Below are 25,256 nucleotides of genomic sequence, written 5' to 3' on the forward strand. Positions count from 1 at the left end.
CTGTTCGGGCAACCCGTTCTTCCTGGAGTCTATCCGCAGACAGAATCAGTTGCGCCGCTTCATGGCCTACAAAGCCAACGTGGACAGGCCACGCTGATCCAGCAATGCCGAGAACACATCGAACTGCTCGACCTGATCGAGTCCGGTCAGCGCGAGCAAGCCGCGCAGTTCCTGCGGTCACACCTGGACCATGTCAGCAGGCTGAAAGCGGCGCATGAAGCCAAGTCTTCGACATGAGCAGCATGTGCGCAGTTTAAAACTCGATCGTCACCTCATTTCGAAGCGGCGCGGTTCGCCCGCCAGCACGCGCATGCTGCCATCCACGGCAGAAGACGGGTCGTAGGTGCGATCGAACACATTGCGCACCCCGAACGCCACTGACGTGTCCGCACCCGCCATCTTTGGCAGGTCGAACTTCATCGACAGATCGGTAACGGTATAGGAAGGCAGGTGATAAGAGTCGGCGGCGTCACCTGCCCGCTCGCCTGAATAACGCACCTGACCACCAAAGGCCCAGTCGCGCTAATCATCCAAATAGCAGCACCTGCACGCGAAGCTCTATCCGAAACCAGACTCCCCCAAAAATAAATATTCTGTTAATATGAAAAGAACCGCACCGTAACATTACAGCGCGGTACACTCACATCAGTTAGCCTGACGAGCAATATCTGGCCGCTTGGATTTGACTTTGGTCAATACCGGAACTACTCGGTGATGGGTCGATTGCTCATAAGCATACGCATAACCCAATAGATCAGCCTCGCTCCACATGGGCCCCATGAATAATAAGCCGAACGGCGATCCATTTTTGTACTGCCCCGCAGGAACCGTTACACCCGGAGAACCGATGATGTTAATTTCCGAAACCGCAGTTTCTGGATATCTCGATTGTTCGTACACCGTTGGGATCTCGGCTGACGACTGGGGGTAAACGAGGAGATCCAAATTGTGTTTTTTGAACGCTCCATTATAAGCGGCAAGATATGCCTCTCGAAGCTGATAAAACTCCGACAGGTCCGGTGGAAGCGCTGGCTCTTTCAGCGATTTTGCCAACTCAGGAAGCACTGTTGGATACCAGCCAAGCGGACCCTCACTTGAGAACGGATCGACCTTGAGGATGGCTTTCAAGCTCTCGATAGAGTGCGCAGCAGCACTGGGTCCAAGTCGTTGGAGATACTGCTCGAAGTCATAAGCCAGGGACTCAGTACCACGAGGATCATACTCAACATTGGGCATCGCCAGTGAAGATATATTACTTCCAGCAAACGGATCTTCAACGACTACGGCGCCCTGTGCTCTCAGCTCCTGAATAGCCCTCTGATAGAGCGCTCGTGTTTCATTAGAAAGCGGTTTGGTTCTCCAGCCAGGGCCATATAAGCCCACGCGCACCCCCTTCAATGCCGTAGTGCTCAGCTTCGATGTGTAACCCTTCGCCGGCACCATGCCGATAGCTGCTACTGTTTTTGCATCCGCGGCAGAGTAACCAGCCAGGACATCTAGTAAAATCGCTGCGTCCCTGACAGTTCGTGCATGCGGGCCAACGACATCACGGGTGGATCCAGCAAGTGGGGCAACGCCAGTGTTTGGAACCAGAGCAAATGTAGGTTTGACACTAACCAAGCTCTGAGCACTGGCCGGGTTCTGAATCGAGCCACCCGTCTCTTCTGCTAGGCCCACTACCGCAAAATTTCCCGAGATCGCTGTGGCGGTGCCGCTGGAACTCGCTCCTGGAGCGATTTCCTTATTTACGACGTTGTAAGTGGGGCCGTCCCAGCTGGTATTGGCACGTGTGGCGTCGTTACTGAAAGCGGGAATATTGGTCTTGCCGAGAATGATCGCACCGGCCTGATGAAGCCTGGTGACCACTGGAGCATCATGCTCAGGGATCAGGTCTACTCCGCCAGTAGCGCTCGAGAGGGGTGCCCAGCCGACCGTGGACGGCATGCCCGCTATATCGATCGCCTCTTTCACAACCACTGGCACGCCTGCAAGCGGCCCGAGCGCCTCACCTGAGGCACGGCGCTTGTCAATCGCACGAGCCGTCTCCAGAGCTTTTGAGTTCATTGAGGTGAACGCGTTGTAGTACGGTTCGTAGATTTTAATGCGATCCAGGTATGCCTTGGTTAACTCTTCCGATGTGAACTTCTTTTCAGCAAACCCGGCCTGAACGTCATCAATGGTTAGTTCAACAACATTAAACTGGGCCGCTCCAACGTGGGGCACAACGCTCAAAAATAGTGCAGCAGCTATGGCACTACATTGCTTGATGGTGATTTTTTCAGGCCGAGCGCTACACCGCATAATGGCCAAGCTTGGATGATTAAGCATTAAATTTTCCTTTGCAGGGATAATTGCCACGCGGGCGCTTGATGTGAGAATTACACCCACACCACCCTTCGATCTACAGAACCTCAGGCAGGTATGAGCCGCAGGCAAGATATAGGCATTAAAGATACAGATAAGCCTGCAAAGGACGAAAACTCTATCCATGACCATGGACAGTTAAATGAGGCGGAAAGGGGTTCCATGCACAATCTGAGCCATCACAACCTGAAGCCTGCAACGAACCTTAAAAATCGACCGTCCCAACTTTATTAAACCACCAACCCCTTAGACTATTAACGAAAAATGAAAACTACATTCACCCTATAAACGAAATCCACCTCACACCAAGAACAACATTTAATGGAAACAACAAAAAACAAGTGAACTTTTCATCAAAAAACATGCGCCCAACAAGGCACTATTTCCTGAAAGCCCAGCCAATGACCTATACATTTATGAATCACCTAAAACACCGACACACTTGCCTCTTACCAAGCGACCGGACAGCAGCAACTGATTGAGCTTAGAGATCTCTCTAACACCAATTCAACGACAAACTCCTAATAGCAAACAAGTTCAACCATCCAGCACCTACTACACTCTCAGTCCTAAACTCGCTCTAACTGACACGAGCCGGACTGGATTGCCAAACAAGCTAGCTAAGTAAAATCCACAACCCCCGCATATCTGCAACGAGGACTACGGACATCCAAACCCTTATAGAGCACCCGCACATAACCTGGAGCACGCTAACATCAGCGCTTATTTCTCATGATGATAGGCAAGCAAGAAATTGCCCCAATCGATGCAATTATCGTGATAGTGATAGCTACTAAGTGCATATTGGGAAGTAGATGCCCACGTACTGCTGAAAAATCAATGTTTCCGAGCAGCGCTGCGGCGATAGCGAGCGACAGTGCACCTCCAATCTGCAAGCTTGTGTTGACCAGTCCAGACGCCAATCCCTGTTCGCTCTCAGCTACACCTTGCGTACCCTGGATATTGATGGCACCGAAGCAAAGAGCGAAGCCTACAAGAACGCACAGAACCGTCGGCAGCATGAAACTCCAATAGGGCATGCCCGGTTCAATCCTGAGTAGTAACAAGAATCCAATCGCCAAGAGAGACATTCCCATGCATATGGATACAGTGGTGCCTAGAGAGGAAAATATCTTTGCGAGAGGCTTGGCGAGCAATGGAACAGGTGCACTTGATGGCAGGAACGCCAACGCGATCATCATAGGTGACCACCCAAGCGACTCCGACAGGTAAAGGGTCATTACAAATTGGTACGCCATGAAGCTCCCTATTAACAACACGGCAGCGAGGTTTGCGTGCACCAGCGACGGATCATTCAATATTCCTAAGCGGATCATGGGATAGGGATGCCGCTTCTCTATGAGAACGAAACTCACCAACAGCACCAGACTCACTCCACCCATGATCAGAGTATGAGCCGCGAACCAGCCTGTCTCAGAAGCCTCTACTAATGTATAAACCAGAAGCAGCAATCCTCCCGTCAAGCTAATAGCGCCGAGAAGATCAAATTGCTTCAGCGACAATCGCTGACGTTGTGCCGAAGGAATCAGCTTGAGGCCTGCGAAGAAGAACAGCAGAGAAATAGGCCCGGGTGCAAAAAGGGTCACACGCCAGCCGATCTCGGTGAAAATGCCACCAAGGACTAGGCCCATCCCGAATCCAAGCGTGCCCATGATGGCATAAATCGTAAGCGCTTTAGATCGTGCGGGGCCCTGAGCGAATGAGGTGGCGATAATAGACATCCCTGCAGGAACGGTAAAACCAGCTGCCACCCCCTTGATGAACCTCAGTACTACGATGCCGACTATGTCATCGAGCATCGCACTGGCGACTGACGCGACTCCAAAGGCAGCCACTGCAACCAAAAAGACAGACCGCCGCCCCAGTAAGTCAGAGGCTCGACCACCCAAAAGTAAAAATCCGCCATAGCCCAGGATGTAGCCGTTGACCACCCACTGCAGCGAGGCCGTCGACAAGCCTAGCTCGGATCCCATCGAAGGCAGTGCGACGCTTACCATGGAAAGGTCAGCAGCATCCAAAAAAAGAGCGCCGGACACCAAAAGGAGCAATACCCACGTGCGCACTCCCCAGTCCGTTGAAGTTATCGGGACCTGTCCACTCATCCCGCTGGTCGATAAATCTAGCTGCATGGCATACCGCCCTCTAGTGACATGAGAAAAGGCGCAGCATAAACGTTCGAGCAAATGGAATAAGCCAGCGAAACTCGAACACTTAATCCATACGGGTAGACAATTGACTTGCAGGTTCCTCCTCTGTGGATGAAGACAGCTCCTAGGTACCAACGCACGGCTCGCCCTACAGAGCTAGCCAGCGCCATCCATCAGCGATACTCGGCGAAACGCTCGATCAACCAATCCAAGAAAACTCTCAACCTGGCATTTAGCTGTTTGGTTGGAGGGTAAATGACCGAGATCGGCATCGTCGAACTCGTGAACTGCTCAAGAACGGGTACAAGCTCACCGCTTGCAAGAAAGCGGCTAGCCACGGACATGTACGTCTGCCCGACCCCCATACCATTTACGATCATGCCTATCTGAGCAGCACTATCATTCGCAGCAATATCGAACTTTACAATTTGCTGCTCTCTACCGCGGTTTCGGAAGCGGAGAGGCCATACCTCCCCATTAGCGGCGCTGAAGTAGCCGACAACCTGATGGTGGCTCTCTAGCTCGGCAGGGGTTTGTGGTACGCCATACTGCTTGAGATACTGAGGACTCGCACACGTGATCAGGCGATCTCGGTAGAGTGTCTTGGCCACTAAGGAAGAATCTGCTAACTTACCCGCTCGAATAACGCAGTCAACTCCCTCCTCTATCAAGTTCACAGGCCGGTCACCAATTCCGAGTGCTAACTGGATATGCGGGTAGCGCTCGCGAAACTCTTCGAGAACAGGTATCAGCACGAAATTAGCCATCGAAGAATGGAGATCGATTCGAAGTCGTCCCCCCGCAGCGGCGCCCATGTCCCGCATAGCTCCCTCAGTCTCATCCAGCTTAGCGACCAGCTGACTGATCCTCCGGTAATACTCAGCCCCCTCAACCGTCAGCGTTACCGAACGGGTCGTACGTTGCAGGAGCTTTGTGCCGAGGTGTTCCTCCAAATCTCTAACTGCTTTGCTCACTGTCGAACGAGGCATAGACAGATGAGCAGCCGCTTTGGTGAATGACCGCGTCTCCACGATGCGCTGAAAGGTGCGAATGGCAACCAAATGATCCATGGGTGGCTCCTAAGTCGTTTACCGTGATTGTGCATCAGGATGGAAAGAGAAGGCGAAAAATTCGGGATTATTCGGAGCAGATTTCTCGCTAGTCTACGATCACCCCTTATACATTCCTGGAGCCCCTAAATGACTGCTTTTGTCGATACCAAAGCTGCACTGCTAGAACAACGCTATGGAGCGAATCAGCAGAAGCCGACCAATATCATTTGGACACCTCAGGTAGAGGCGATGCTGAGCCATAAATCAGTTCGGACATTCCTCCCTGACGCACTACCTGACGGTGCGCTCGAGACGATGGTGGCCAGTGCTCAGTCAGCATCAAACTCCTCAGGCTTTAATCAATGGAGCGTTGTCGCAGTCACGGATCGGGAGCTAAAACAGAAATTGTCGAACACCATCGCGCGCACCGTCCCAACAGATCGCATCCCGTGGATCGAAGAGGCCCCCGTGCTTCTGTTGTGGGTTGCAGATCTATCTCGAAACGCAGAGATCACTCGTGAACAAGGTAGCGAACCAGTGGTATTGGAATACCTCGACTCGTTCCTCATGGCTTCGATTGACGCTACCCTGGCTGCCCAGAACGCTTCGCTTGCTGCGGAATCCATAGGACTCGGTATCGTCTATCTGGGAGTGATGCGCAACGCTGCGAAAGAGGTTGCCGAGATCGTAAATCTGCCGAGCAACAGCTTCGTGACCTTTGGTATGGCAGTAGGGCATCCGGACACAACACGAACCAGCAGCATTCGTCCCCGCCCTGCTCAGCCCGTCGTCCTGCATCACAATAGCTATGAACAAGGCCGCTATCGAGAGTACGTAGACGGGTACGAGGACGCTTGCCTTGCATTCCGTACCAAACAGGAAATGAAGCCAAAAACTTGGCGAGGTGCGGTACATGAGGGTGCTACTAGCATGAGCTACATGGGTGGTCGCGAAAACCTACGTGAAACTGTAATAGCTCGCGGATTTAAACTTCGCTAACGTCTGGCCAAAGCCATTAAATAAGACAACCCACAAACTCGCCCGATTCGTGACCAGCTATTCATCACTAGACCACCTAGCTAGTTGAGCTGGACTTTTCGCAGAAGCTCAAGAAGACTGCTTGCATCAAAAGTGTTTACCATTAAAACTTGATGCAAGCATTACTTACCCACGGACGGACCTGAAATCGATCAAATTATCGAACTTGATTATTGACAAGAAATTGACAGACATCTTTTACAATACGCCTTAAGCAGGAACTAAAACGATAACCTTGATAATGCAAACGACCCTCAACCCTTAGGCAAGCCCCGTACCCACGGTAGACTTACACGCTTCAGGCCCCAGCGCTTGAAATTGAAAACCCATATAACAAAACGCGATTTTTATATCACTTAAAGTCACACCATGCTTTGTGACATTCAGCATCTCGCAACGAAACCAAATGGCATTCTAAGTGTCAACTTAATTGGATCCAATATAAGGGTTCATTGGCTCGTTTGACAGCGGCTTGGGAGAGCCATTGCCAGCGATTCTAGGATGAACGCAGCAGGAGGCTGTGTGCCATGATCTCAATCAGAAGCTCATACCACCCTATCGAGGCCGCAATCCTTTGGTGTGACCTCGTAGACTACGAAGCTGAAATCCTGCGTGTCGACCTCTCTCTACCCGGCAGCCTACTCAAGCGCTTTCCTCAATGGCCGCTTCTGGAAAAATCAACGGAGTGCATCTACGACGCCATCACCTGTGGCGACCTGCCCGCAACCTATCTTGGGTACCCTGTCACATTAGCCAACCATGTGCATCGTGAGTACTGCTGCATTCGACGTGCCGACCTGCTGGTTTGGTTCTTACGCAACTTCCCAGATCAGAAGCCCGCGTTCCTGTTTTCTTCGAATTTGAATCATGCGGAATGCATCAGCTTGAACGCGCATTTGGTTCAGCAAGCAGATCTCCAAGCGTCAGAGCGCATCATCAAAAGTCTGCAGGAAGAACTCAAAACTACCACCGATGAAATGACCGCACTCATCAAACTAAACAATGAGCTTTCAGCGCGACTTGAGGCCTGCGGGATTCCCTCCGAGCTGTCCGAAGGTACGCACAATCTGCTCGTCGGTGCCGTACTGGAGGTCACACTGGGTAAATCGAAAAGCGGCCAGCGTCAGTCGATATACCCAAGTCAGACAGCACTGGTTGAGGCCATTACCATGCGTTTTCCGGGAATGGGTGGCCTGAGCAAACACACCATTGATCGGAGATTTGCCGACGCTCGCCGTCATTTGGCCCAAGTCCTGCGGGGCTGACGTTGTATAGCCAGGCAATGCCGAGCATTGCCTGGCAATGATTTTCGCCCGTTACCGGCCTTCACTGACTGTCACATCCCACTACGCGCCACCCGGTGCTACGGAGTGACATCATGCAACCGACTAGCCCTACCCTTCTGCCAACTGACCGCCACATCATGCGCCGCGATGAAGTGGAGCAGAAAACCGGCTTCAAGCGTTCGCACATCTACAACCTGATGAAGGCCGGCCAGTTCCCGCAGTGCCGGCGCATCGGCACTCGTGCCGTCGGTTGGGACTCACTAGAGATTGAACAGTGGGTCCAGGACCGACTCTCCAGCGGAGACTGAATCATGGACGTTCTCTCGCTGATCTCGACCAAGGGCGGCGCGGGCAAGACCACCGTCGCCGCGAACCTCGGCGGTCTGCTCGCCGATGCCGGTCTTCGTATCCTGCTGCTTGATCTCGACAGTCAACCCACGCTGTCCAGCTACTACGCCTTGCGCGAAACCCGAGAGGCTGGCAGTTACGAGCTCATCGCGCAGCGGCTCACGGCACCTGAGCAGGTGATTTCCGCCACCGTGATCCAACACCTGGATCTGATCGTGTCCAACGATCGCGCTGGGCACATCAGCCCCCTGCTGCTACACGCGGCCGATGGTCGTCTGCGCCTGCGCAACCTGCTGCCGGCCTTTGAGGATTACTACGATGTGCTGATCATCGATACTCAAGGTGCACGCAGCGTGGTCGTGGAGATGGTCATCCTCGCCTCCGATTGCGCCCTGTGCCCGGTCCCACCGGAAATGCTCGCCGCGCGCGAGCTGCGCCGGGGCACGCTGGGGCTGTTTGACGAGTTGGAACCGTATCGCTACTTGGGTGTTGCCTTGCCGTCGGTGAAGCTGCTGCTCAACCAGGTTAATGCCAACCGTCGTGACACCCGCTTGATCATGCAGAGCCTACAAGCCTCCTTCAAGGACGATCCCCATATCAGTATCTGCACCACGGTGATTCCCGACCGTGTGGCCTACACCAATGCCGCCTCGCTGGGGCTACCTGCCCACCGTGTCGAATACACACCGCCGCCTGGCAGTCGTAGCCCTTGCGCCGCGGAAGTCATGCGCGCCCTCGCAGTCGAATTGTTCCCGCAGTGGGCTGAGCGGGTGGTCGCCTCAAGCGCGCATAAACCCGGCGAATCGCCAGTTCTCGGCCGCCGACTGCGCCGTCGCGGCTGACTGGGGGGATAAGTGATGAAGCCGCCAACGTCCGAAGACATCACCCGTCAACTGGAGCAATCGTACTTTCCGCAGAAGCCTGGCCGTGAGGCTTCACCGGCGCCAGTCGGCGACACACCCATAGTGGTCAGCCTCGAACAACTGCGCCCTTACGAGCTCAACCCGCGGGTCGTCCGCAATCCCCTGTATGACCAGATCAAGGCGTCGATCCGCGAACGTGGACTGGACCAGCCGCCTGCGATTACCCGCCGCCCGAATGAGCCGCACTTCATCATTCGCAACGGCGGCAACACACGCTTAAGTATCCTTGGCGAGCTCTGGCAGGAAACCCGTGACGAGCGCTTCTTTCGCATCCACTGCCTGTTCCGCCCCTGGCAATCCGAGTCGCATGCATTGCTCGGGCACCTAGCCGAGAGCGATCTGCATGGCCAGCTCACGTTCATCGAGCGTGCCCTCGCGGTGGCGAAGCTCCAAGACATGTTCCAGGTGCCGGGCACTCCCCTCAGCCAGCGTGAACTCTCCACACGGTTGAGCCAGGGCGGTTACCCGATCTCGCAATCACATATCAGCCGCATGTTCGATACGCTTGAACATCTGCTACCGGTCATTCCGCAGGTGTTATATGCAGGCCTGGGCAAACCCGCCATTGGACGCCTTATCAATTTGAGACGCCGGGCGGAGACGATCTGGAACCAGCATCTGGGGGATCCCCAACACTTCGCGCTGCTGTGGTTTGAAGTGCTGTCTGCGTTTGACAGTGAAAAGCCCGAGCTAGATTCGAGTGAGCTGCAGGACGAGCTGATTGCCAGAATGGCAGTCTTCTTGAAGCAAACACCTCGCTTGCTTGCATTGGAGATGCATCAGGATCCTCGACGCTCATCACCTCCTGCGGACATGCCTCAGGCGCTCAAGCAGGAGACACACGCCGAGTCCTCTCCGCCATCAGCTGCCATCAAGGACACGCCAGAAACTGCCCGTGAGCTGCCCGTAGCGGACCCGGAGAGCAGCACCGATTACAGTTCAACAAGCCCGGAGCTCCGCCTACCCACTATCCGCGAGGCGTTGAGTGGTGACGAGCCGCTTGTCGCGGCCCCGCCAATAATCGTTGCGATCAGCGAATCACCTGCGGGCTCGCTCTCATCCTCTGCCCCAACTCTGGATGACATCAATGCCTTGCGTGAGCGGTGTGCCGCGCTGGCGACGGACTTAGCCACGTATGCTGATGCCAGTGCCATGGTCTGCCCGCACAACGACGGCTTGGGTTTCACCCTCACGCTCGAACACGGCGAAGACCTCAGTCCCCGGCACACCGGCATTCAGCTGTTGCTTTCCGCAGTGCTGCGCCTGCAGGACGACGTGACCTGGCAACAACGCCAGCAGCTACCGGCCGCGCTATTTGGCCAGTTGTTGATAGGCGCCTACGACCTGCCCTTCGCCGAACGCCCTGCTCTGACCGTGGGCCTTGAGCGTCTGCCCGATGCCCAGTTGGAGCAGCTGTACTCCCTGATTCGCCACGCCCGGCAGTTGATCGAGCTGACACTGTCGTCCACTCGTTAACGTGAGGAGCCACCTCATGAGCACGACCTTCAATCTGTTGAACCATGCGATGTTGAATCAGGTGCTGCATGAACTGCGCCATGGCCGCCTGCAGCGCTGCAAAGCGCTGGGCCTGGCCGACGAAGACATCGAGGTCCTGCAATCATTGCCGCCGACCACCCTGTCTCACCTGGCGCACTCTTCGATCGCCTGGGTTGAGGTCAAGGTCGATATCACCGTGTTGCGCCGGCTGATTGTCCAGGCCGAACGTGACGAGCAGAACGAACGCTTGATCAACCGTGCGCTCAAGCTCGGGGCCAGCTCCAACATCATGTACCGCTGCTTTGGTCTGGACCACTCGGAAACGGCGCTGCGCCGTCGCGTGCTGAAAATCGAGACCCATCGCGGCCGGCCCGTTCAGCTCAGCGAAGCTCAGGAACATGCCGTCTGGAATCGCTGGAGCCAGTTGCGCACCGAAGATCCCGACAACGACCCACTGGATACCATGATGATGCTGGCTGAGGAACAACACATCAGCCTGACCCTGGTCTGGCAGCAAATCGAGCTGTACGGAGGAACGCCATGCTGAGCTTCTACGACGTTGACTGGCAGGATGTCGTGCGCCAATGCTACGAAGCCCTTCGCCGCCGCAATGAGTGGCAAGCGGCACAGGCCCGACAATCAGCCGCTGCTGGGGAGCCAGCACTACGCACGATCTACTACGGCGACAACAATCCGTTGCCGCACGCATTACTCTTTGATCGTCGACTGACCCCGCTGGAGCGCAACACGTGGCAGGTGCTGCGCTGGCTGATCACCGAACGCCAAGTCAAAACGCCAAAGTATGAGGACCTGCAGCCATATCTGGCAACCAGCCCCTGCGGCAACCAGGCATCGCGCGAGACCATCGCCCGCGCACTCAACGTCCTGCGCACCACCCGCTGGCTGAGCTTGGTCGACCGCTCGCGTGATGCCCAGGGCTGCCTGCGCGGGTGCGTCTATGTCCTGCACGGAGATCCATTGACCCCAGCCGAGCAGCTAGAACTGGATGGCGGCTACGTAGCACTCCTGCACCAGAACCTCAGCCACGCCACCAAGGGAGTGCGTGATGTAACACAGCATGTGATCGAAGAAATCCAGGCCGACCCGCAGGTGGCTCAGATTGACAAGGACAGGCTCGGCTCATTGCCGCCACCGCAGCAGGGTGCACTGGCGTTAATGAACCAAGGGGCGGATGCAGAAAACTCCGAACCAGGCCAGCGCCACCCTATTCGGAATTCTCAGCCTTCGGCCACCGATCCCGAACCCTGCAGCAATGCGCCGGTTTCGGCTGTGGTTCGGAATGCCGACGCCGGCCGTACAGTACAGAAAGACCAAAGCAAAAAAAGTACGGTACTGGCGCAGGTCGAATTTGGCAGGGCACGTTGGCCGGAGGATTTACCGCTGAATGCGAACGAGCGGCGCATGGCCACCCAGGCAATGCGCCAGCTCGAACCCGAGCAGCAACAAGCAGTGATCAATGAAGCCGCGGTGCGCTGCGCCCGCGGCGAGATCCGAAAACCGGTCGCCTACCTGATGGGCTTGATCAAGCGCGCCTGCCAAGGCGAATTCACGCTGTGGGCGGCTCGCACAGAGACCACAGCCTCCACGACCGCGCCGTCGCGCAAACCGAGTCTCACACTCCCAGAGCCACCCGCCGAGCGAACCAAGCGCAGTGGTCAGCGCACCGCCTCCCCCCTCGCCCTTTCCTGCCTGGAGGAACTCAAACAACGTTGCCGCGGCATCGGCACAGCGACCTAGAGAGTGGAACTCAGTGGACTTGATGCCAATGCCATCAAATCCAGGGACGTCCACCGCCTGAAAATGCGAGCAAGTCAGCTTCGCGTTGATCCGCGTCCAATGCCAAGGATCAGCCCATCGTCGGCGTCATTCCGACGGGGAGGTAACTGGCGATGGCCGATCACTACCAGCTCAACCTGGGCTCACTGCGCAGCAGCATCACCCTCACCCTGCACACCCATCACGCGGCGCGGCTGTGGCAAGGCCGCATGGGCCGCGAAGGGGTGCACCCGATCATGGGCATGGCCGGCTATATCGGCGTTACCAACCTGCTCAAGCATGCCAGCAGCCAGGATGATCCGTTTGCCGACTGGTTCATGCTGCAACTGGAGGACAAGCTGCTGCAGGCCAAGGCCGAAATGCGCGCGCTGACCAAACAGGTCAGTCGAGTGGAGCGCGCCCTGCCCACCCAGATCGATATCGGCGAAAACCTCAACATCCACCCGGTCACCCTGCCGCTGTTCATCGGCAGCCAGCTCGGCTTTCTCGCGGTCTACCTGCTGACCGACTACGACACCCTGGTGCGCCGCGTATTGCTCGCCCACCACACCGCGTTGATCGGTCGTCCTGACATGGAAACCTGGATCGATCGCGGCGCCCACGAGCTGCGCAGCCTGTTCGGTGTGGCCCAGCGCTATCGCCTGGCGGGCGTGAGCCGGGATGACATGGCCGCCAACAATGCTCGCGCCCGTGAAGCTATCGACAAGTTCGGCACGCCCCCGCGCAAAGTGCTCGAGGGCAGCCACCGCTCCCAATTCGCCCCACCGATCACACGAGGCACTAGCGCCCCGACTCCCGATGAGCTGGGTGATCCAGATCAATCGATTCAACCAGAGGCCGAAGCCCTCCCGACACCGGATCAACCCTCCGATGGGAGTGAGCCATGACCCTTGCCGATGCGATTGCCCGACGGTTGTCAGCAGATGCCTATCGCGAGCTCGCACAAGGTGCCTCCCTAAAAGGCCTTTTAAAGCCTTTTAAGGGTAAGGGGGAGCTGCAGCAGTTCGCCGAGTCGATCCTGCGCCTGCGCACCCAGGTCGCCGAGTTGATGGCCGTGATGCTGGCGATCATGGCGCAACCACCCTTCACGTTGCTGGACCTGCGATTAGTCGTGCAGCACAGCGCGACGGGCACCGATTTCCTGCGCTGGCGCAGCCCGGACTTTCAGCGCATGGGCGTACAGGTGTGGCAGGAGACGGTGGTTCAGCCGCATCTGCACCCTGAGCTGCGGCAGGCGCTCTACCAGCTGGAGACCAACCGCGTGGTGCTGAACCTTCAGATGAGCAGCCTGCAGTCGCTGTATCGCCAAGCCATTACCGGTGTCAGCAAGCTCCAGGCCGCTGAGCTCGCCCTTTCCCGTTCCCCCACCGAGGAGTAATCCGCATGAGTACTTTGTTTGTTGGTGAAGGCAACATCGGCAGCGTCCCCGAGTTTCAGGAGTTCAACACCAACCCGGATGAACCGCGGCGCCTGCTGCGGCTCAACGTCTATTTCGACAACCCGGTCCCACGCGAGAGCGGTTACGAGGACCGCGGGGGGTATTGGGCGCCCGTCGAGCTCTGGCACCGCGATGCCGAACACTGGAGCACGCTGTTCCAGAAAGGCATGCGCGTCCTGGTCGAGGGCCGCACGGTCAAGGAGGAATGGGAGGACAGCGAAGACAACGCGCGGGTGACCTTCAAGGTCGAAGCGCGGCGCATTGGCATCTTGCCGCACCGCCTGGCCTCCGTGACCATGCGTGAGAAAGCCCAGGACAAACCCAGCGCCAATGGTAAAGGCGGCGGCAAGAAAGCCCCGCGCAAAACCGGGTGACCTATGGAACTCAGTGGAACCACCGGTCACTGCGCGATTTCGCAGGGACTACGCCGCTCACCCGGCGGGCAGTATTGCACCTTGTAGCACGTTCAACTTCGCCGGGCTCTCCCACGCCGCCCACTCTCCAGCAACTGCTTCACTTCTGCCAGGCACTGGTCCAGGGCAAGGAATGCCCGCCAGTGAGCCGGGTCTTCCTGCACCCAGGCGATCAACTCGGCTCGCACTCGCGGGTTGTCGGGTTCCAGATGGGTGGCCATGAACAACTCGTAAGCCTTGATCGCTAACTTATCTGCCTCGCTCTGGTGTGATCCGTGCAAGTTGATGCCTCCGTGTGGACGGGTCGGTCATACACTTATTTTTGGTGATACGCCTCATAAGGTTGTCAGTCAACTCTTTGAGTCGTTCATGTCTATGGGTGGGTAGTCAACCATATGGGTCGAATTGGAGAGCGCCCCGTTGCCCGTCAAAGAGCCTAGCCCACATCACATTGGCCGCCAGCTGCAGAGGTACCGTCGCGACCGTGGCCTGACCCAGGAGCAGGTCGGCGAGCATCTTGGCATTACCGGCGAGGCCGTGTCGCGCCTCGAGCGTGGCCTGGTCGAGCTCTCCGTGACAAAGCTGCTGCAGCTGGCTGACTTGTACGGCTGCCCGGCCGACGAGCTGCTCTTGGCCATCAGCCCTCGCCCCCAGGACCAGGGTCAGCAGATCACCTCGATCCTCAAGGAGCTGGGCGATGCCGATAAGCAGTTCGCCTTGGAGTTTCTGCAGACCCTGGCGAGCCATCTCGCGCAACGCAAGTAACGTCTAGCCAGCCGCTGTACTGGCGAACTGATCTGGCCAACTTCGGCTTTTCCCTAGCGTTCCTCATCCATACCCCCACCCTGTCGGTAGCCACCGAGAGGGTCCGCGTATGCGCCTGTTCATTTGCGAGAAACCATCCCAAGCACGCGACATCGCCCGGGTGCTACAGGCCAACCGGCGGGGCGATGGCTGCCTACAGGGCCAGCATGTCACCGTCACCTGGTGTGTTGGCCACCTGTTGGAAACCGCCCCACCAGACGCCTATGGCGATTACAAACGCTGGTCTTTGGACGATCTGCCGATCATTCCCACCCGCTGGCAGCTGGTGCCCAAGCCAAAGGTCGCCAGCCAGTTGAAGGTGATCAGTCAGCTGCTGCGCACGTGCGCCGAAGTGGTCATCGCCACCGATGCGGATCGCGAGGGTGAGATGATCGCCCGGGAGATTCTCGAGCGCTGTCAGTACCAGGGGCCGATCCTGCGCCTATGGCTGTCCGCCCTGGATGAATCTTCGATTCGCCGGGCGCTGGCCTGCTTGCGTCCGGGTGAACAGACCTTGCCGCTGTATCACTGTGCGCTGGCCCGATCCCGCGCGGACTGGCTGGTAGGCATCAACCTGAGCCGACTGTTCACCCTGCTCGGCCGCCGCGCCGGCTTTGATGGACTGTTGCCGGTGGGTCGCGTGCAGACCCCGACCTTGCGCCTGGTGGTCGAGCGCGACCGGGCAATCGCGAGCTTTGTGCCGCAACCCTTCTGGAGAGTTGACGCTCAGCTGGAGGCTGACGGCGTCAGTTTCAAAGCTCAGTGGCAACCTCCCGCGACGGTCGGCGATGACGCTGGCCGCTGCCTCGATGAAGCGGCCGCTAAGCAAGCCGCGCTGCGCCTTTGCCAACAGACGACGGCGCGCGTTCAGACCATCGAGGTTGAGCAGGTCCGCGAAGGCCCGCCATTACCATTTGACCTGGGCACGCTGCAGGAGGTCTGCTCGGCCAAAATCGGGCTCGGTGCCCAGGAAACCTTGGGGATCGCCCAGGCCCTGTACGAAACCCACAAAGCCACGACTTACCCGCGGACCGATTGCGGCTACCTGCCCGAGACCATGCTCGATGACGTGCCGCGCATACTCCATGCCCTGGTCGCCGCCAGCCCTTCACTAGGGCAGGCGATTAAGGGGATCGACCCCTGCCGTCGCTCCCGTGCCTGGAACACCAGCAAGATCACCGCGCACCACGGTATCATTCCTACCGCGATTACCCTTGACCTCACACAGCTTTCCGAACCTGAACGGGCGGTCTATGCGCTGATCCGTGCCCGTTACCTCGCCCAGTTTCTCCCTGAGCATGAGTACCTGAAGACCCAGGTGCTGCTGCAGTGCCAGGCCGACCCGCTGCTTGCGCGCGGCAAGCAGATCCTAGCCCGCGGCTGGAAAGCGGTGATCAACGAAACCCACGGCAATGAGCCCGGCGAACAGACTCAACGCCTGCCCACACTCCGCGAATCCGCTTCGGTGGCGTTGACGGACGCTGCTGCCATTGCCCAGCGCACGCAGCCGCCGAAAGCCTACACCGAAGGTACTCTGGTCAAGGCGATGAAGACTATCGCCAACCAGGTGAACGACCCGCGGCTCAAGCAGAAACTCAAGGACAGTTGCGGCCTCGGTACCGAAGCCACCCGCGCGGCGATCATCCAGGGCCTGATCGACCATGGGTATCTGATCAAGAAAAAACGCAGCCTGGCCGCCTCGGCCGCGGCCCACACCTTGATCGAAGCGGTGCCACCGGAAGTGGCCGATCCGGTGCTGACGGCGCTGTGGGAACAGGCACTGGATCGCATCGAATCGGGCCAGTTGAGCGTCGAGAATTTTCTCGCCAAGCAAGCCGAGTGGCTGACCCGGTTGGTGCGCAGTAACGCCTCGCTCACCCTGCGCACACCACCCAGCAAGGGTCCCTTCTGTCCGGTGTGCCGCAGCGCCATGCGCCAGCGCAAAGGTCGCAGCGGCAGCTTCTGGTCCTGCATCCGCTACCCGGAATGCAAGGGTACCAAGCCGGTGGCGAGACCCAAGCGGGCGAAAAACGCATGACTTGACGGCACACCACAGCGCTGGTGTAGTGATCAGGCCCCTCGCCGCTTGGCGACCCCAGACCGATTCGCTCCGGGCAGTTCGGTCAGACTCGTTGAGTTCGGAGCCACCCTCACTGCTTCTTCGGATGCCTTCTCAGCGTTCCAAGTCCTCTCGGCGGATGACCCGTGCAGCTTTGCATTAGGCTGCACGGGTCATCCGCTTCGGCGACGATGCTCAGCCCCGGTGCCCGCCGGCGAAATACTGGGCACCTTTTGTGCGCGGATGCGTGCCAGTTGATTCCGACCCAGGCCACGACAAGGGTCGGTTGATCCAGGTGGATCGGCAGCGGAGATTTAGCGACGAACTCCGGTGCCACATCGCCGGGTCAAAGGTGGTCCAACTCTTCTTAGCCTGATGACCGTCGGGCTATTTTTTCGCCGCTGAAAATCCACTAAGGACCACCCGCTTCCGCTCCGCCAGACCGCCTACATTCCTCGGTTGACGCGCCTTTGGCAGCGTTTTATAGATGAGTTGCACGCCGCTGTCGTTGACAGCCCCCAGGCAGCCAGGACCTTCAAGGCTGCGCCCGCTTCGGGTGGTTCTCCCCAAGTGCGACTCGCGCTCGGCAGCTCGCACGGTCATCGCCCCATCGATGATGAGCGCCCGCCACACCGATCACGTTTTTGCACCTCTCCCTTGCGGAACTCACCAGCCGCCAGGGCCGGTGGATATCCGCGTTTCTGCTGAACAGGAGCTCCACCATGACTACTGCAAGCAATAACGCCCCCACCACCTACTTCAACCTCCACACCCAAGGCATCGGTTACCTCAACCGTGTTCGCGAAGTCCCGGTCCGCCGTGGACAAGCCTTCATGGCCTGTGACATCGCGGCCTTGCACGGTGCCTCGGACGACGTCGAGTACACCCGCTTCGATTGCAAGGTCGCCAGCGGTGAAGCCGACCGGCTGATCCGTGAGCACCTGGAAGACGTCCGCGCGGAACGCAAGGTACTCATCGCGTTTCGCATCGGCGATCTTTGGGTCGATCCGTTCCTGTACGAGAAAGGCGAACGCAAGGGGCAACCCGGCGCCAGCCTCAAAGGCCGCCTGATCTTTATCGAGTGGATCAAGGTCGATGGCCAGTTCAGCTACCGTGCGCCCGCCCGCTCCGACGCTGTCGCCGCTGCTGAGGGAACTGAGCACGCGGAGACGGATGGAGATAAGGCAGACACTGACGCTGACTCCGATCAAGGTCAGCCAACTCCGACCGCCGCGCGCAAACCCACCACAGCCCATCAGTCTGCCTGAGGCAGTTTGACCACCAGCAACTGGCGCTCCCAAGAGCGCCTGTTGCTCATTCACGTCCGAGGTCGCCATGGAAAGCTTCTGGCTCTGTGAGGACTGCCTGCAGGCGGTTGCCTACGACGACTTCAGCGCGCTGTCGCTCTACTACAGCGAGGCTGAAGTAGAACAACGCATCACTCTTATGCGCAACGAACTGCAGGCCTTGCTGCCCCTAAGCGCCGATTTCGATCCGCACACTGGCGCAGGCATTCAGGCCTTTTCCACCCACCCGTGCGAGGGCTGCCATAACCCGCTGCACGGTGCCCGTCATCGTTTTACACGTCTGTGACTCACCTCTCTCATTTGCCTGGGGCACTCCCCCAGGGGGCGCTCCGTCTCCCACGAGGAATTGCCATGAACATTGCCCAAAACCGGGTCGAGCGTCTCGACCCTACATTGGCCCAGCGTGCCCGCGAGGATGCGCTGCTAACCGAAGCACTGGAAGTGCTGGATCAACGTTACTTCCAGCGCGGCGAGCAACTGATCACGCCGTGCGATGCAGCGTCCTATCTGAAACTGCAGCTCGCACCCTATCACCATGAGGTGTTTGCGCTGCTCTGCCTGGACTCACAGCATCGAGTGCTCAGCTTCGACATCCTCTTCACTGGCAGCATCGACGGCGCCTCCGTGTATCCGCGCCAGGTCGTCGTTAAAGCACTCGAGCACAACGCTGCTGCGGTGATCTTCAGCCACAACCACCCCTCCGGCTGTTCGGAACCGAGCGGCGCCGATCGGGTGCTCACCAACCGCCTGATCGAGGCCTTGGCCTTGGTTGAGGTGCGTGTGCTGGACCACATCATCGTGGGTGAAGGCACGCCGCTATCGCTGGCTGATTACGGCTGGATCTGACCATCCCCACCACTTGAAGGGTCACCGCCTGTACGGGGTGACCTTCGCATTTTGGAGCGCCATAATGTCCACTCCTCTTCGCAATCCATTCCTCCGCGGCTTCCAGGACCTGAGCTACGAACGCGTGGTGCAGATCAGCTACGCTGACGATTGCCCGCCCTGCTACCGATCCCTTCACCCTGCGCTGCATGACCTGCCGGATGACGGCATCAATTTCCAGCCGTGCCTGTTCGATGATGACTTCGCGGTGATTACTGACGGCGAAAGCGTGCCCGAGTTTGTCCGCATGCAGTGCCCTGCAGACGGCACCGTCAGCCAGGTGCTCTACCAGGTCACAGGCCTGCATCATGGCCGCCGGAAGCACGTCAGCGACCTCCCCAGCGAGGAAGCTGCACAGGACTTGATTGAGCAACTGTCCTTCGCCACTGGGCACTACAGCCGCAGCTGGGAGATCAGCAGTGCGCACCTACCAGCAGATGAGTTCGAGTTCCTGCAGGTGTGCGCCTGGTGTCGTTCACCGTCGGGTTTCTTCGAGTGCTTCGAGCTGAGCAGCAACAACGCGGTGGGCTGCAAGCTGTACTCGACGCCCTGGCTCAAAAACATTGCCGCGGGCGGCAGCTACTGCAGCACCGAGGAAGTGACTGCACGTCTGCGCGCAGATCACGTGCCACCGGTGCTGCTGCGCCTGCTGTTACTGGCCGGTGAGGCCGACACCCGCCTGCTGATCTTCGACCCCGATGCAACGCCACTTTCCGAGTTACCCATGTTCACCGACGATTGACCTCAAGGCGCCTCCGGGCGCCTTTTTCATGGTTGCGCCAGCATAATTCAGTCGGCGAGATTCGATTTTTCAGTGGGGGCGCGCGCTGGCTTTTCGCCAAGGTGACGGCATCTTTTGTCGAGACCTGGTCATGCATACCCCCACGCTCTTCACGCTCGGACTGATGCTCACGTTGCTGGGCTGCAGCACGCCGCCACCGGTGCACACCCCTGCACCACCCGCACCCGCCCCGCCCCCAGCGGCCAAGCCAAAGTCCCCTCTACCCGCCTGGGTCCGACAGGACCGCTACACCCTGGCCAGCACCCGGCCAACGCTGGAGCAGCGCCAACCGCTGTATCAGCTGATCAACGTCCAGATCGCACCCGCGCTGCACGCGACGGTCGGTGAAGCGCTGCACCACGTGCTGCAGCTCTCCGGCTTCTCCCTCTGCCCCGAAAGCCCCGCTGTAGCTCGGTTGTTTCGTCGACCCTTGCCTGCCGTCCATCACGACCTCGGACCGATCTCGCTGCTGGATGCCTTGGCCATCATTGGCGGCCCCGCCTGGCGACTCGACATTGATCCGGTCGAGCGGAGCGTGTGTTACGCCCTGCGCCTTCCCCCGCCCGAACCACCCTTTTCGACACTGGAGATCGCACCATGAAGGTTCACCACTTTCAGGCCTTGGTGATCGGCGCCCTGTGCCTGGGTGCTGCCGTCCTCGCGGCTGAAACCTACAACCAGCACCAGCAACTGGCCGAGCTGCAGAGCGCCGCACGCAATGCGCCAGCCGACCCCAGCCCGTCACTGCGTCGCGACATCGGTGAATTGCGCACAACGCTGTCCACGCTGTCGCCTCAAGTCGCGGCCCTGAAAGACGCCCAGCACCAGCACACCAGGGCACAGGCAACGCTCGGCCAGCAACTCGACGAGCTGACGGCTTCCATCAGGGTCCTGCAAGCGGGACAGCCAGGGCCGAGTAGCGCCGATTTGAGCGCCTTGGACCATCGCATCGGCGCGGCAGAAGTGGTGCTCGAGAAACTGTCGAGCGCCCCTAGGGTGCCGGCCGCCGCTGCGTCCCCAACTGCCCCCGTCAGCGAAAAATCAAAAGCCAAGGCACCGCAGCCGCCCTTCACCCTGCAGGGTATTGAGACGCGCGGCAGCATCCGGTTCGTGGCCGCCCTGCCTGCCGGCGCCCACGCACTATCCACCGTGCACCTGCTCCAGCCCGGTGACAGCTTGAACGGCTGGCAACTGCGGGAGATTCGCGAGGACCAGGCCGTGTTCTACGTCCCCGGCCACGGCGATCGGACCCTGCCCATCCCATGAGGAGGTGAACGTGGATAGGTTTTCCGCGGTTGCGCTCATCCTGCTACCGGCTTACGTGTTCGCCGATCAGGGCTCGAGTGTCGTTAAGCATGTCGACGCTCAGGTGCAGTTGAGCGAACAGTCGCCGCTGGCACGGCAGGCGTCTGCAGCAGACCAGGCCAAGGCCTGGGGCCTGACGGATGACGAATGGGCCACGTTTGAGCGCCTGCAGACCGGCCCCCGCCATTACTGGTCTCCGCAACTTGACCCGCTCACCACCCTGGGCGTCGAGGCCAACTCGGATCAGGAGCGGCAACGCTACGCAGAGCTGCAGGTCCGTCTGGAAGCCAGGCGTGCCGAGCGCGAACTGGCCTACCAGAAAGCCTACACCGCTGCCTGGGCGCGGCTGTTTCCGGGTCTGCAGCCCGTGCAGGGAATGAGCGACGATGCCAGCCCCTCGAGCAGCAGCCGCACGGCGCTGTTCGTGGGAGACAAATGCGCCGCCTGCGTGACCAGCCTTCAGCAATGGCTGAAGGCCGGGGCCCGGCTGGATGTGTACCTGGTCGGCAGCCAAGGCAACGACGCGCGATTGCGCCAATGGGCGCAGGCTGCAGGCATTACCGCCTCACAGGTCAGCGGCGGCCAGGTCACCTTGAACCATGACCGCGGCCGCTGGTTTGCCCTGGGCGCCAGCCGGCCCCTGCCAGCCCGCTATCAGCAGGTGGACGGAAAATGGCAGCGCATCGACTGATCCTAGCCCTGGCGATGGTCGGCGCCAGCACCGCTCACGCAGGTGTTTTGCCGCCGCCGGCGTATCAATCGGCGGCCGCGCATGCCGGTATCCCCGCCTCGGTGCTGTTCGCCATTGCCTTGCAGGAAAGTGGCACGCCGCTGCGCGGGCAGCTCATGCCTTGGCCCTGGACCTTGAATGTCGCGGGGTCACCGCTGCGGTTTGCCCGACGCGATGAGGCGTGTACCGCACTGAGGGAGGCGCTCAGCCGCCACGATCCCAAGCGCATTGATGTCGGGCTGGGACAGACCAACCTGGGATATCACCCCGACCGCTACCCCAGCCCCTGCGATGCCCTCGATCCCCGCGCCAACCTCGCGGTCACCGCCGAGCTGTTGCGCGCGCACTATGCCGACACTGGTGACTGGGTTGTCGCCGCCGGCCGCTATCACCGGCCTGCCGGTGGTCCTCCGGCAGCGCGCTATCGCCATCAGTTCACCCGTCACTGGCAGCGTGTCCAGCCCATCGCGACGGCACCCGGACGGACACAGCCATGAGTTGCTTGCGCTTGGTGGCCCTGGCCCTCTTTCCGTGGCTGTCGTTTGCCGCAAGCGCTGATTCCAGCAGTCTGCCCGCCCCCACCACGCTGAACTGGGTGCTGCCGGTGCGCAGCGCTCGCCTCTCGCCCGGAATCGTGCCGCCCAGGGCATTGAGCCTTCCCAGCATGACGCCGCTATTTCTGGTTGGGCAGGACGCGGCTTCCCTGGAGTGGCTGTCGCGACACGCCCAGGCGCTACAAGACTTAGGCGCCAACGGATTAGCGGTCGAGGTAGACGATGTACAGGCGCTGCGTCGCATCCAGACGGCAGCGCCTGGGCTGACTATCTGGCCAGTCAGTGGTGACGACATCGCCGAGCGGTTGGAGCTGGAGCACTACCCGGTGCTGATCACGCCCACCGGCCTGGAACAGTGAGGGCACATCATGAGCGAGCACGCGATGGAATCCCTGCTGCGCCCGGCGGTGGAACTGTACACCGTGGGTATCTGCACCGGCGCCGGAGCCTTGTGCCTGCACTCGCCCTGGGCCGTGGCCCTGTCGCCTGAGGTAGGGACTGGCATGGCACTGGCCTACACTGCGTTCGGCCTGAAGCGACTCAACGAGGCACGGATTGTCCTGCGCTACCGGCGCAACATCCGCCGCCTGCCCCGCTACTCGCTGACCAGCCGGCAGATCCCGGTGAGCAGCAAGCGCCTGTTCATGGGCCGTGGCTTCCGCTGGAGCCGCCTGCACACGCAGCGCCTGCTCGAAGCTCAGGACCCGGCGCTGGCCCACTATGTCAACCAGTCGGCTGCCCACCAGTGGGCGCGGCGGATGGAGCAGCTGCTGGAGAAGGCTCCACCGGGGCTGTCGCTGCTACCTCGTATGACCGCCTGGGACAGCCCGTTCAACCCGGTGCGTCCGTTACCGCCGGTGGGAGGCTCGCCATTACTACACGGCGTCGAGCCGAAGGAACAGGAAGCCAGCCTGCCGCTGGGTGAACGGGTCGGACATACACTGGTGCTGGGTACCACACGGGTGGGCAAGACGCGCCTGGCTGAGGTGTATATCACCCAAGACATCCACCGACCGAGCCAGGAAGTGGTCATCGTCTTCGACCCCAAGGGCGACGCCGACCTGCTCAAGCGCATGTACATCGAGGCGCGGCGCGCCGGCCGTGAGCACGAGTTCTATGTGTTCCACCTGGGCTGGCCGGAGATCTCCGCGCGCTACAACGCCATCGGCCGCTTCGGGCGCATTTCAGAAGTGGCCACCCGGATCGCCGGCCAGTTGAGTGGCGAGGGCAACTCGGCGGCCTTCCGCGAGTTCGCCTGGCGCTTCGTCAACATCATCGCGAGGGCGCTGATCGAACTCGGCCGCCGCCCGGACTACCTGCAGATCCAGCGCCATGTGGTGAACATCGATGCGCTTTTCATCGAGTACGCCCAGCATTTCTTCGCCAGGCATGATCCACTGGCCTGGGAAGCGATCGTGCAGATTGAAGGTCGCCTGAACGAGAAGAACATTCCGCGGCACATGGTTGGCCGGGAAAAGCGCGTGGTCGCCATCGAGCAGTACCTGACCGCCAAGCGCATCTTCGACCCCGTCATGGACGGACTGCGCTCGGCCGTGCGCTACGACCGCACCTACTTCGACAAGATCGTGGCCTCATTGCTGCCACTGCTGGAAAAGCTCACCAGCGGCAAGACCGCACAGCTGCTGGCACCGAACTATTCCGATCTGGATGACCCGCGACCGATCTTCGACTGGCTACAGGTCATCCGCAAGCGCGGCATCGTCTATGTCGGCCTCGATGCCTTGTCGGATGCTGAAGTGGCCGCCGCCGTCGGTAACTCGATGTTCGCCGATCTAGTCTCCGTCGCCGGCCACATCTACAAGCACGGCATCGATCACGGCCTGCCAGGCTCCTCCAGCGCAGCGGATAAGGTGTCCATCAACCTGCACGCCGATGAGTTCAACGAACTGATGGGCGATGAGTTCATTCCGCTGATCAACAAAGGCGGCGGTGCCGGTATCCAGGTCACCGCCTACACCCAAACCCTAAGTGACATCGAGGCGCGTATCGGTAACCGCGCCAAGGCCGGTCAGGTCATCGGCAATTTCAACACCCTGCAGATGCTGCGCGTGCGAGAAACCGCGACCGCAGAGCTGCTGACCAACCAACTTCCCAAGGTCAACGTGCAGACACGCACCCTGGTCTCCGGCGCGACGGACACTGCCGATCCTGATGCGCGTACCGACTTCACCTCCTCCTCGCAGGACCGGGTCACTACCACTGCCGTGCCATTGATCGAACCGGCGCACATTATCGCCTTGCCTAAGGGGCAGATGTTCTCGTTCCAGGAAGGCGGACAACTGTGGAAGGTCCGCATGCCGCTGCCCAAACCGGCCAGCGATGATGCGATGCCGGCGGACCTTCAGACCCTGGCTGCACGCATGCGCGAGTCCTACAACGTCAATGCAGGGAGTTGGTGGAGCAGCGCGGGAGGTGCCCCCACGGCCGATTTCGATCCCGAGATACCTCCACTAGGGCGCAGGCACGCGCCTTAAGCGAGCGAGTAC

At 59.4% G+C, this 25,256-nt stretch carries 26 protein-coding genes and 2 pseudogenes; 23 read left to right on the forward strand and 5 right to left on the reverse strand.

Translation table 11 applies throughout. The features are described 5' to 3' along the window. A pseudogene (locus N430_RS23825) lies at positions 1-237 on the forward strand (FCD domain-containing protein); the annotation flags it as partial. Between the two features lie 30 nt (positions 238-267). On the opposite strand, the pseudogene N430_RS23830 reads toward N430_RS23825, so the two are convergent. The 4 genes and pseudogenes from N430_RS23830 to N430_RS23845 all read right to left on the reverse strand — a co-directional run. Then, positions 268-504: pseudogene (locus N430_RS23830) on the reverse strand (TonB-dependent siderophore receptor); the annotation flags it as partial. A 141-nt stretch (positions 505-645) separates the two neighbouring features. After that, entirely contained in the window at positions 646-2,328 is a 1,683-nt protein-coding gene (locus N430_RS23835; protein WP_256592177.1) for an amidase, read from the reverse strand. A 752-nt stretch (positions 2,329-3,080) separates the two neighbouring features. Next, positions 3,081-4,514, reverse strand: a complete 1,434-nt coding sequence (locus N430_RS23840; protein ID WP_110639346.1) for an MFS transporter — start codon at positions 4,512-4,514, stop codon at positions 3,081-3,083. Between the two features lie 191 nt (positions 4,515-4,705). Continuing rightward, positions 4,706-5,602, reverse strand: a complete 897-nt coding sequence (locus N430_RS23845; protein WP_110639345.1) for a LysR family transcriptional regulator — start codon at positions 5,600-5,602, stop codon at positions 4,706-4,708. Positions 5,603-5,731: 129 nt separating this feature from the next. On the opposite strand from N430_RS23845, the gene N430_RS23850 reads away from it, so the two are divergent. The 10 genes from N430_RS23850 (at position 5,732) to N430_RS23895 (ending at position 14,285) form a co-directional block, all read left to right on the forward strand. Continuing rightward, positions 5,732-6,583 carry a nitroreductase family protein gene (locus N430_RS23850; RefSeq protein ID WP_110639344.1) on the forward strand — a complete coding sequence of 284 codons (852 nt, stop codon included), beginning with the start codon at positions 5,732-5,734 and terminating at the stop codon, positions 6,581-6,583. Positions 6,584-7,149: 566 nt separating this feature from the next. Then, positions 7,150-7,887, forward strand: a complete 738-nt coding sequence (locus N430_RS23855; protein ID WP_110639343.1) for a hypothetical protein — start codon at positions 7,150-7,152, stop codon at positions 7,885-7,887. Positions 7,888-8,000: 113 nt separating this feature from the next. Further along, entirely contained in the window at positions 8,001-8,216 is a 216-nt protein-coding gene (locus N430_RS23860; RefSeq protein ID WP_110639342.1) for an AlpA family transcriptional regulator, read from the forward strand. Positions 8,217-8,219: 3 nt separating this feature from the next. After that, entirely contained in the window at positions 8,220-9,098 is an 879-nt protein-coding gene (locus tag N430_RS23865) for a ParA family protein (RefSeq protein WP_110639341.1), read from the forward strand. Between the two features lie 15 nt (positions 9,099-9,113). Continuing rightward, the gene (locus N430_RS23870) at positions 9,114-10,655 is read left to right on the forward strand and encodes a ParB family protein (RefSeq protein ID WP_110639340.1); all 1,542 of its coding nucleotides are present in this window, start codon (positions 9,114-9,116) and stop codon (positions 10,653-10,655) included. 16 nt (positions 10,656-10,671) lie between these two features. Beyond that, positions 10,672-11,223 (forward strand): DUF2857 domain-containing protein, encoded by a 552-nt coding sequence (locus tag N430_RS23875; RefSeq protein ID WP_019098991.1) that lies wholly within the window; start codon positions 10,672-10,674, stop codon positions 11,221-11,223. Further along, complete coding sequence (locus N430_RS23880; RefSeq protein WP_110639339.1) at positions 11,217-12,434, forward strand: STY4528 family pathogenicity island replication protein; 1,218 nt, start codon at positions 11,217-11,219, stop codon at positions 12,432-12,434. The genes N430_RS23875 and N430_RS23880 overlap by 7 nt, the downstream gene beginning before the upstream one ends. Positions 12,435-12,586: 152 nt before the next feature. Then, positions 12,587-13,360, forward strand: coding sequence for a PFL_4669 family integrating conjugative element protein (locus N430_RS23885; protein ID WP_110639338.1), 774 nt, complete (start codon positions 12,587-12,589; stop codon positions 13,358-13,360). Next, positions 13,357-13,851, forward strand: coding sequence for a DUF3158 family protein (locus tag N430_RS23890; protein ID WP_110639337.1), 495 nt, complete (start codon positions 13,357-13,359; stop codon positions 13,849-13,851). The genes N430_RS23885 and N430_RS23890 overlap by 4 nt, the downstream gene beginning before the upstream one ends. Before the next feature lie 5 nt (positions 13,852-13,856). Further along, positions 13,857-14,285, forward strand: coding sequence for a single-stranded DNA-binding protein (locus tag N430_RS23895; protein ID WP_110639336.1), 429 nt, complete (start codon positions 13,857-13,859; stop codon positions 14,283-14,285). A gap of 92 nt (positions 14,286-14,377) precedes the next feature. On the opposite strand, the gene N430_RS23900 is transcribed toward N430_RS23895, so the two are convergent. After that, the gene (locus N430_RS23900) at positions 14,378-14,545 is read right to left on the reverse strand and encodes a hypothetical protein (protein ID WP_256592178.1); all 168 of its coding nucleotides are present in this window, start codon (positions 14,543-14,545) and stop codon (positions 14,378-14,380) included. 199 nt (positions 14,546-14,744) lie between these two features. Here N430_RS23900 and N430_RS23905 point away from each other — a divergent pair, with 199 nt between their 5' ends. From N430_RS23905 to traD, 12 genes are all read left to right on the forward strand, one after another. Beyond that, positions 14,745-15,089 (forward strand): helix-turn-helix domain-containing protein, encoded by a 345-nt coding sequence (locus tag N430_RS23905; RefSeq protein ID WP_110639334.1) that lies wholly within the window; start codon positions 14,745-14,747, stop codon positions 15,087-15,089. 109 nt (positions 15,090-15,198) lie between these two features. Beyond that, complete coding sequence (locus N430_RS23910) at positions 15,199-17,166, forward strand: DNA topoisomerase III (RefSeq protein WP_110639333.1); 1,968 nt, start codon at positions 15,199-15,201, stop codon at positions 17,164-17,166. A 743-nt stretch (positions 17,167-17,909) separates the two neighbouring features. Continuing rightward, positions 17,910-18,455 carry an STY4534 family ICE replication protein gene (locus N430_RS23915; RefSeq protein ID WP_110639332.1) on the forward strand — a complete coding sequence of 182 codons (546 nt, stop codon included), beginning with the start codon at positions 17,910-17,912 and terminating at the stop codon, positions 18,453-18,455. Between the two features lie 67 nt (positions 18,456-18,522). After that, positions 18,523-18,780, forward strand: a complete 258-nt coding sequence (locus N430_RS23920; protein ID WP_104961214.1) for a hypothetical protein — start codon at positions 18,523-18,525, stop codon at positions 18,778-18,780. A 65-nt stretch (positions 18,781-18,845) separates the two neighbouring features. Then, a complete protein-coding gene (locus N430_RS23925) occupies positions 18,846-19,340 on the forward strand; it encodes a JAB domain-containing protein (protein WP_110639331.1) in 495 nt (164 codons plus the stop codon). Between the two features lie 64 nt (positions 19,341-19,404). Further along, a complete protein-coding gene (locus tag N430_RS23930; RefSeq protein ID WP_110639330.1) occupies positions 19,405-20,121 on the forward strand; it encodes a hypothetical protein in 717 nt (238 codons plus the stop codon). Positions 20,122-20,251: 130 nt separating this feature from the next. Next, on the forward strand, positions 20,252-20,761 hold the full coding sequence (locus N430_RS23935) for a PilL N-terminal domain-containing protein (RefSeq protein ID WP_110639329.1): 510 nt from the start codon (positions 20,252-20,254) through the stop codon (positions 20,759-20,761). Further along, entirely contained in the window at positions 20,758-21,426 is a 669-nt protein-coding gene (locus N430_RS23940; protein WP_110639328.1) for a hypothetical protein, read from the forward strand. The genes N430_RS23935 and N430_RS23940 overlap by 4 nt, the downstream gene beginning before the upstream one ends. A 40-nt stretch (positions 21,427-21,466) precedes the next feature. Beyond that, positions 21,467-22,156, forward strand: a complete 690-nt coding sequence (locus tag N430_RS23945; RefSeq protein ID WP_371922794.1) for a TIGR03759 family integrating conjugative element protein — start codon at positions 21,467-21,469, stop codon at positions 22,154-22,156. Further along, on the forward strand, positions 22,138-22,692 hold the full coding sequence (locus N430_RS23950) for a transglycosylase (RefSeq protein ID WP_110639326.1): 555 nt from the start codon (positions 22,138-22,140) through the stop codon (positions 22,690-22,692). Before N430_RS23945 ends, N430_RS23950 begins: the two co-directional genes overlap by 19 nt. After that, the gene (locus N430_RS23955; RefSeq protein WP_110639325.1) at positions 22,689-23,108 is read left to right on the forward strand and encodes an integrating conjugative element protein; all 420 of its coding nucleotides are present in this window, start codon (positions 22,689-22,691) and stop codon (positions 23,106-23,108) included. The genes N430_RS23950 and N430_RS23955 overlap by 4 nt, the downstream gene beginning before the upstream one ends. Before the next feature lie 9 nt (positions 23,109-23,117). Beyond that, a complete protein-coding gene (gene traD / locus N430_RS23960; protein WP_110639324.1) occupies positions 23,118-25,244 on the forward strand; it encodes a type IV conjugative transfer system coupling protein TraD in 2,127 nt (708 codons plus the stop codon). The last annotated feature ends 12 nt before the right edge of the window (positions 25,245-25,256 follow it).

This window comes from Pseudomonas sp. CC120222-01a (assembly GCF_003097235.1).
Taxonomy (GTDB): domain Bacteria; phylum Pseudomonadota; class Gammaproteobacteria; order Pseudomonadales; family Pseudomonadaceae; genus Aquipseudomonas.

What these genes read in the sequence shown, in the direction of transcription:
- N430_RS23835 (WP_256592177.1), bottom strand. Translation starts at nt 2,328, where the DNA reads ATGCTTAATCATCCAAGCTTGGCCATTATGCGGTGTAGCGCTCGGCCT.
- N430_RS23840 (WP_110639346.1), bottom strand. Translation starts at nt 4,514, where the DNA reads ATGCAGCTAGATTTATCGACCAGCGGGATGAGTGGACAGGTCCCGATA.
- N430_RS23845 (WP_110639345.1), bottom strand. Translation starts at nt 5,602, where the DNA reads ATGGATCATTTGGTTGCCATTCGCACCTTTCAGCGCATCGTGGAGACG.
- N430_RS23850 (WP_110639344.1), top strand. Translation starts at nt 5,732, where the DNA reads ATGACTGCTTTTGTCGATACCAAAGCTGCACTGCTAGAACAACGCTAT.
- N430_RS23855 (WP_110639343.1), top strand. Translation starts at nt 7,150, where the DNA reads ATGATCTCAATCAGAAGCTCATACCACCCTATCGAGGCCGCAATCCTT.
- N430_RS23860 (WP_110639342.1), top strand. Translation starts at nt 8,001, where the DNA reads ATGCAACCGACTAGCCCTACCCTTCTGCCAACTGACCGCCACATCATG.
- N430_RS23865 (WP_110639341.1), top strand. Translation starts at nt 8,220, where the DNA reads ATGGACGTTCTCTCGCTGATCTCGACCAAGGGCGGCGCGGGCAAGACC.
- N430_RS23870 (WP_110639340.1), top strand. Translation starts at nt 9,114, where the DNA reads ATGAAGCCGCCAACGTCCGAAGACATCACCCGTCAACTGGAGCAATCG.
- N430_RS23875 (WP_019098991.1), top strand. Translation starts at nt 10,672, where the DNA reads ATGAGCACGACCTTCAATCTGTTGAACCATGCGATGTTGAATCAGGTG.
- N430_RS23880 (WP_110639339.1), top strand. Translation starts at nt 11,217, where the DNA reads ATGCTGAGCTTCTACGACGTTGACTGGCAGGATGTCGTGCGCCAATGC.
- N430_RS23885 (WP_110639338.1), top strand. Translation starts at nt 12,587, where the DNA reads ATGGCCGATCACTACCAGCTCAACCTGGGCTCACTGCGCAGCAGCATC.
- N430_RS23890 (WP_110639337.1), top strand. Translation starts at nt 13,357, where the DNA reads ATGACCCTTGCCGATGCGATTGCCCGACGGTTGTCAGCAGATGCCTAT.
- N430_RS23895 (WP_110639336.1), top strand. Translation starts at nt 13,857, where the DNA reads ATGAGTACTTTGTTTGTTGGTGAAGGCAACATCGGCAGCGTCCCCGAG.
- N430_RS23900 (WP_256592178.1), bottom strand. Translation starts at nt 14,545, where the DNA reads ATGGCCACCCATCTGGAACCCGACAACCCGCGAGTGCGAGCCGAGTTG.
- N430_RS23910 (WP_110639333.1), top strand. Translation starts at nt 15,199, where the DNA reads ATGCGCCTGTTCATTTGCGAGAAACCATCCCAAGCACGCGACATCGCC.
- N430_RS23915 (WP_110639332.1), top strand. Translation starts at nt 17,910, where the DNA reads ATGACTACTGCAAGCAATAACGCCCCCACCACCTACTTCAACCTCCAC.
- N430_RS23920 (WP_104961214.1), top strand. Translation starts at nt 18,523, where the DNA reads ATGGAAAGCTTCTGGCTCTGTGAGGACTGCCTGCAGGCGGTTGCCTAC.
- N430_RS23925 (WP_110639331.1), top strand. Translation starts at nt 18,846, where the DNA reads ATGAACATTGCCCAAAACCGGGTCGAGCGTCTCGACCCTACATTGGCC.
- N430_RS23930 (WP_110639330.1), top strand. Translation starts at nt 19,405, where the DNA reads ATGTCCACTCCTCTTCGCAATCCATTCCTCCGCGGCTTCCAGGACCTG.
- N430_RS23935 (WP_110639329.1), top strand. Translation starts at nt 20,252, where the DNA reads ATGCATACCCCCACGCTCTTCACGCTCGGACTGATGCTCACGTTGCTG.
- N430_RS23940 (WP_110639328.1), top strand. Translation starts at nt 20,758, where the DNA reads ATGAAGGTTCACCACTTTCAGGCCTTGGTGATCGGCGCCCTGTGCCTG.
- N430_RS23950 (WP_110639326.1), top strand. Translation starts at nt 22,138, where the DNA reads ATGGCAGCGCATCGACTGATCCTAGCCCTGGCGATGGTCGGCGCCAGC.
- N430_RS23955 (WP_110639325.1), top strand. Translation starts at nt 22,689, where the DNA reads ATGAGTTGCTTGCGCTTGGTGGCCCTGGCCCTCTTTCCGTGGCTGTCG.
- traD (WP_110639324.1), top strand. Translation starts at nt 23,118, where the DNA reads ATGAGCGAGCACGCGATGGAATCCCTGCTGCGCCCGGCGGTGGAACTG.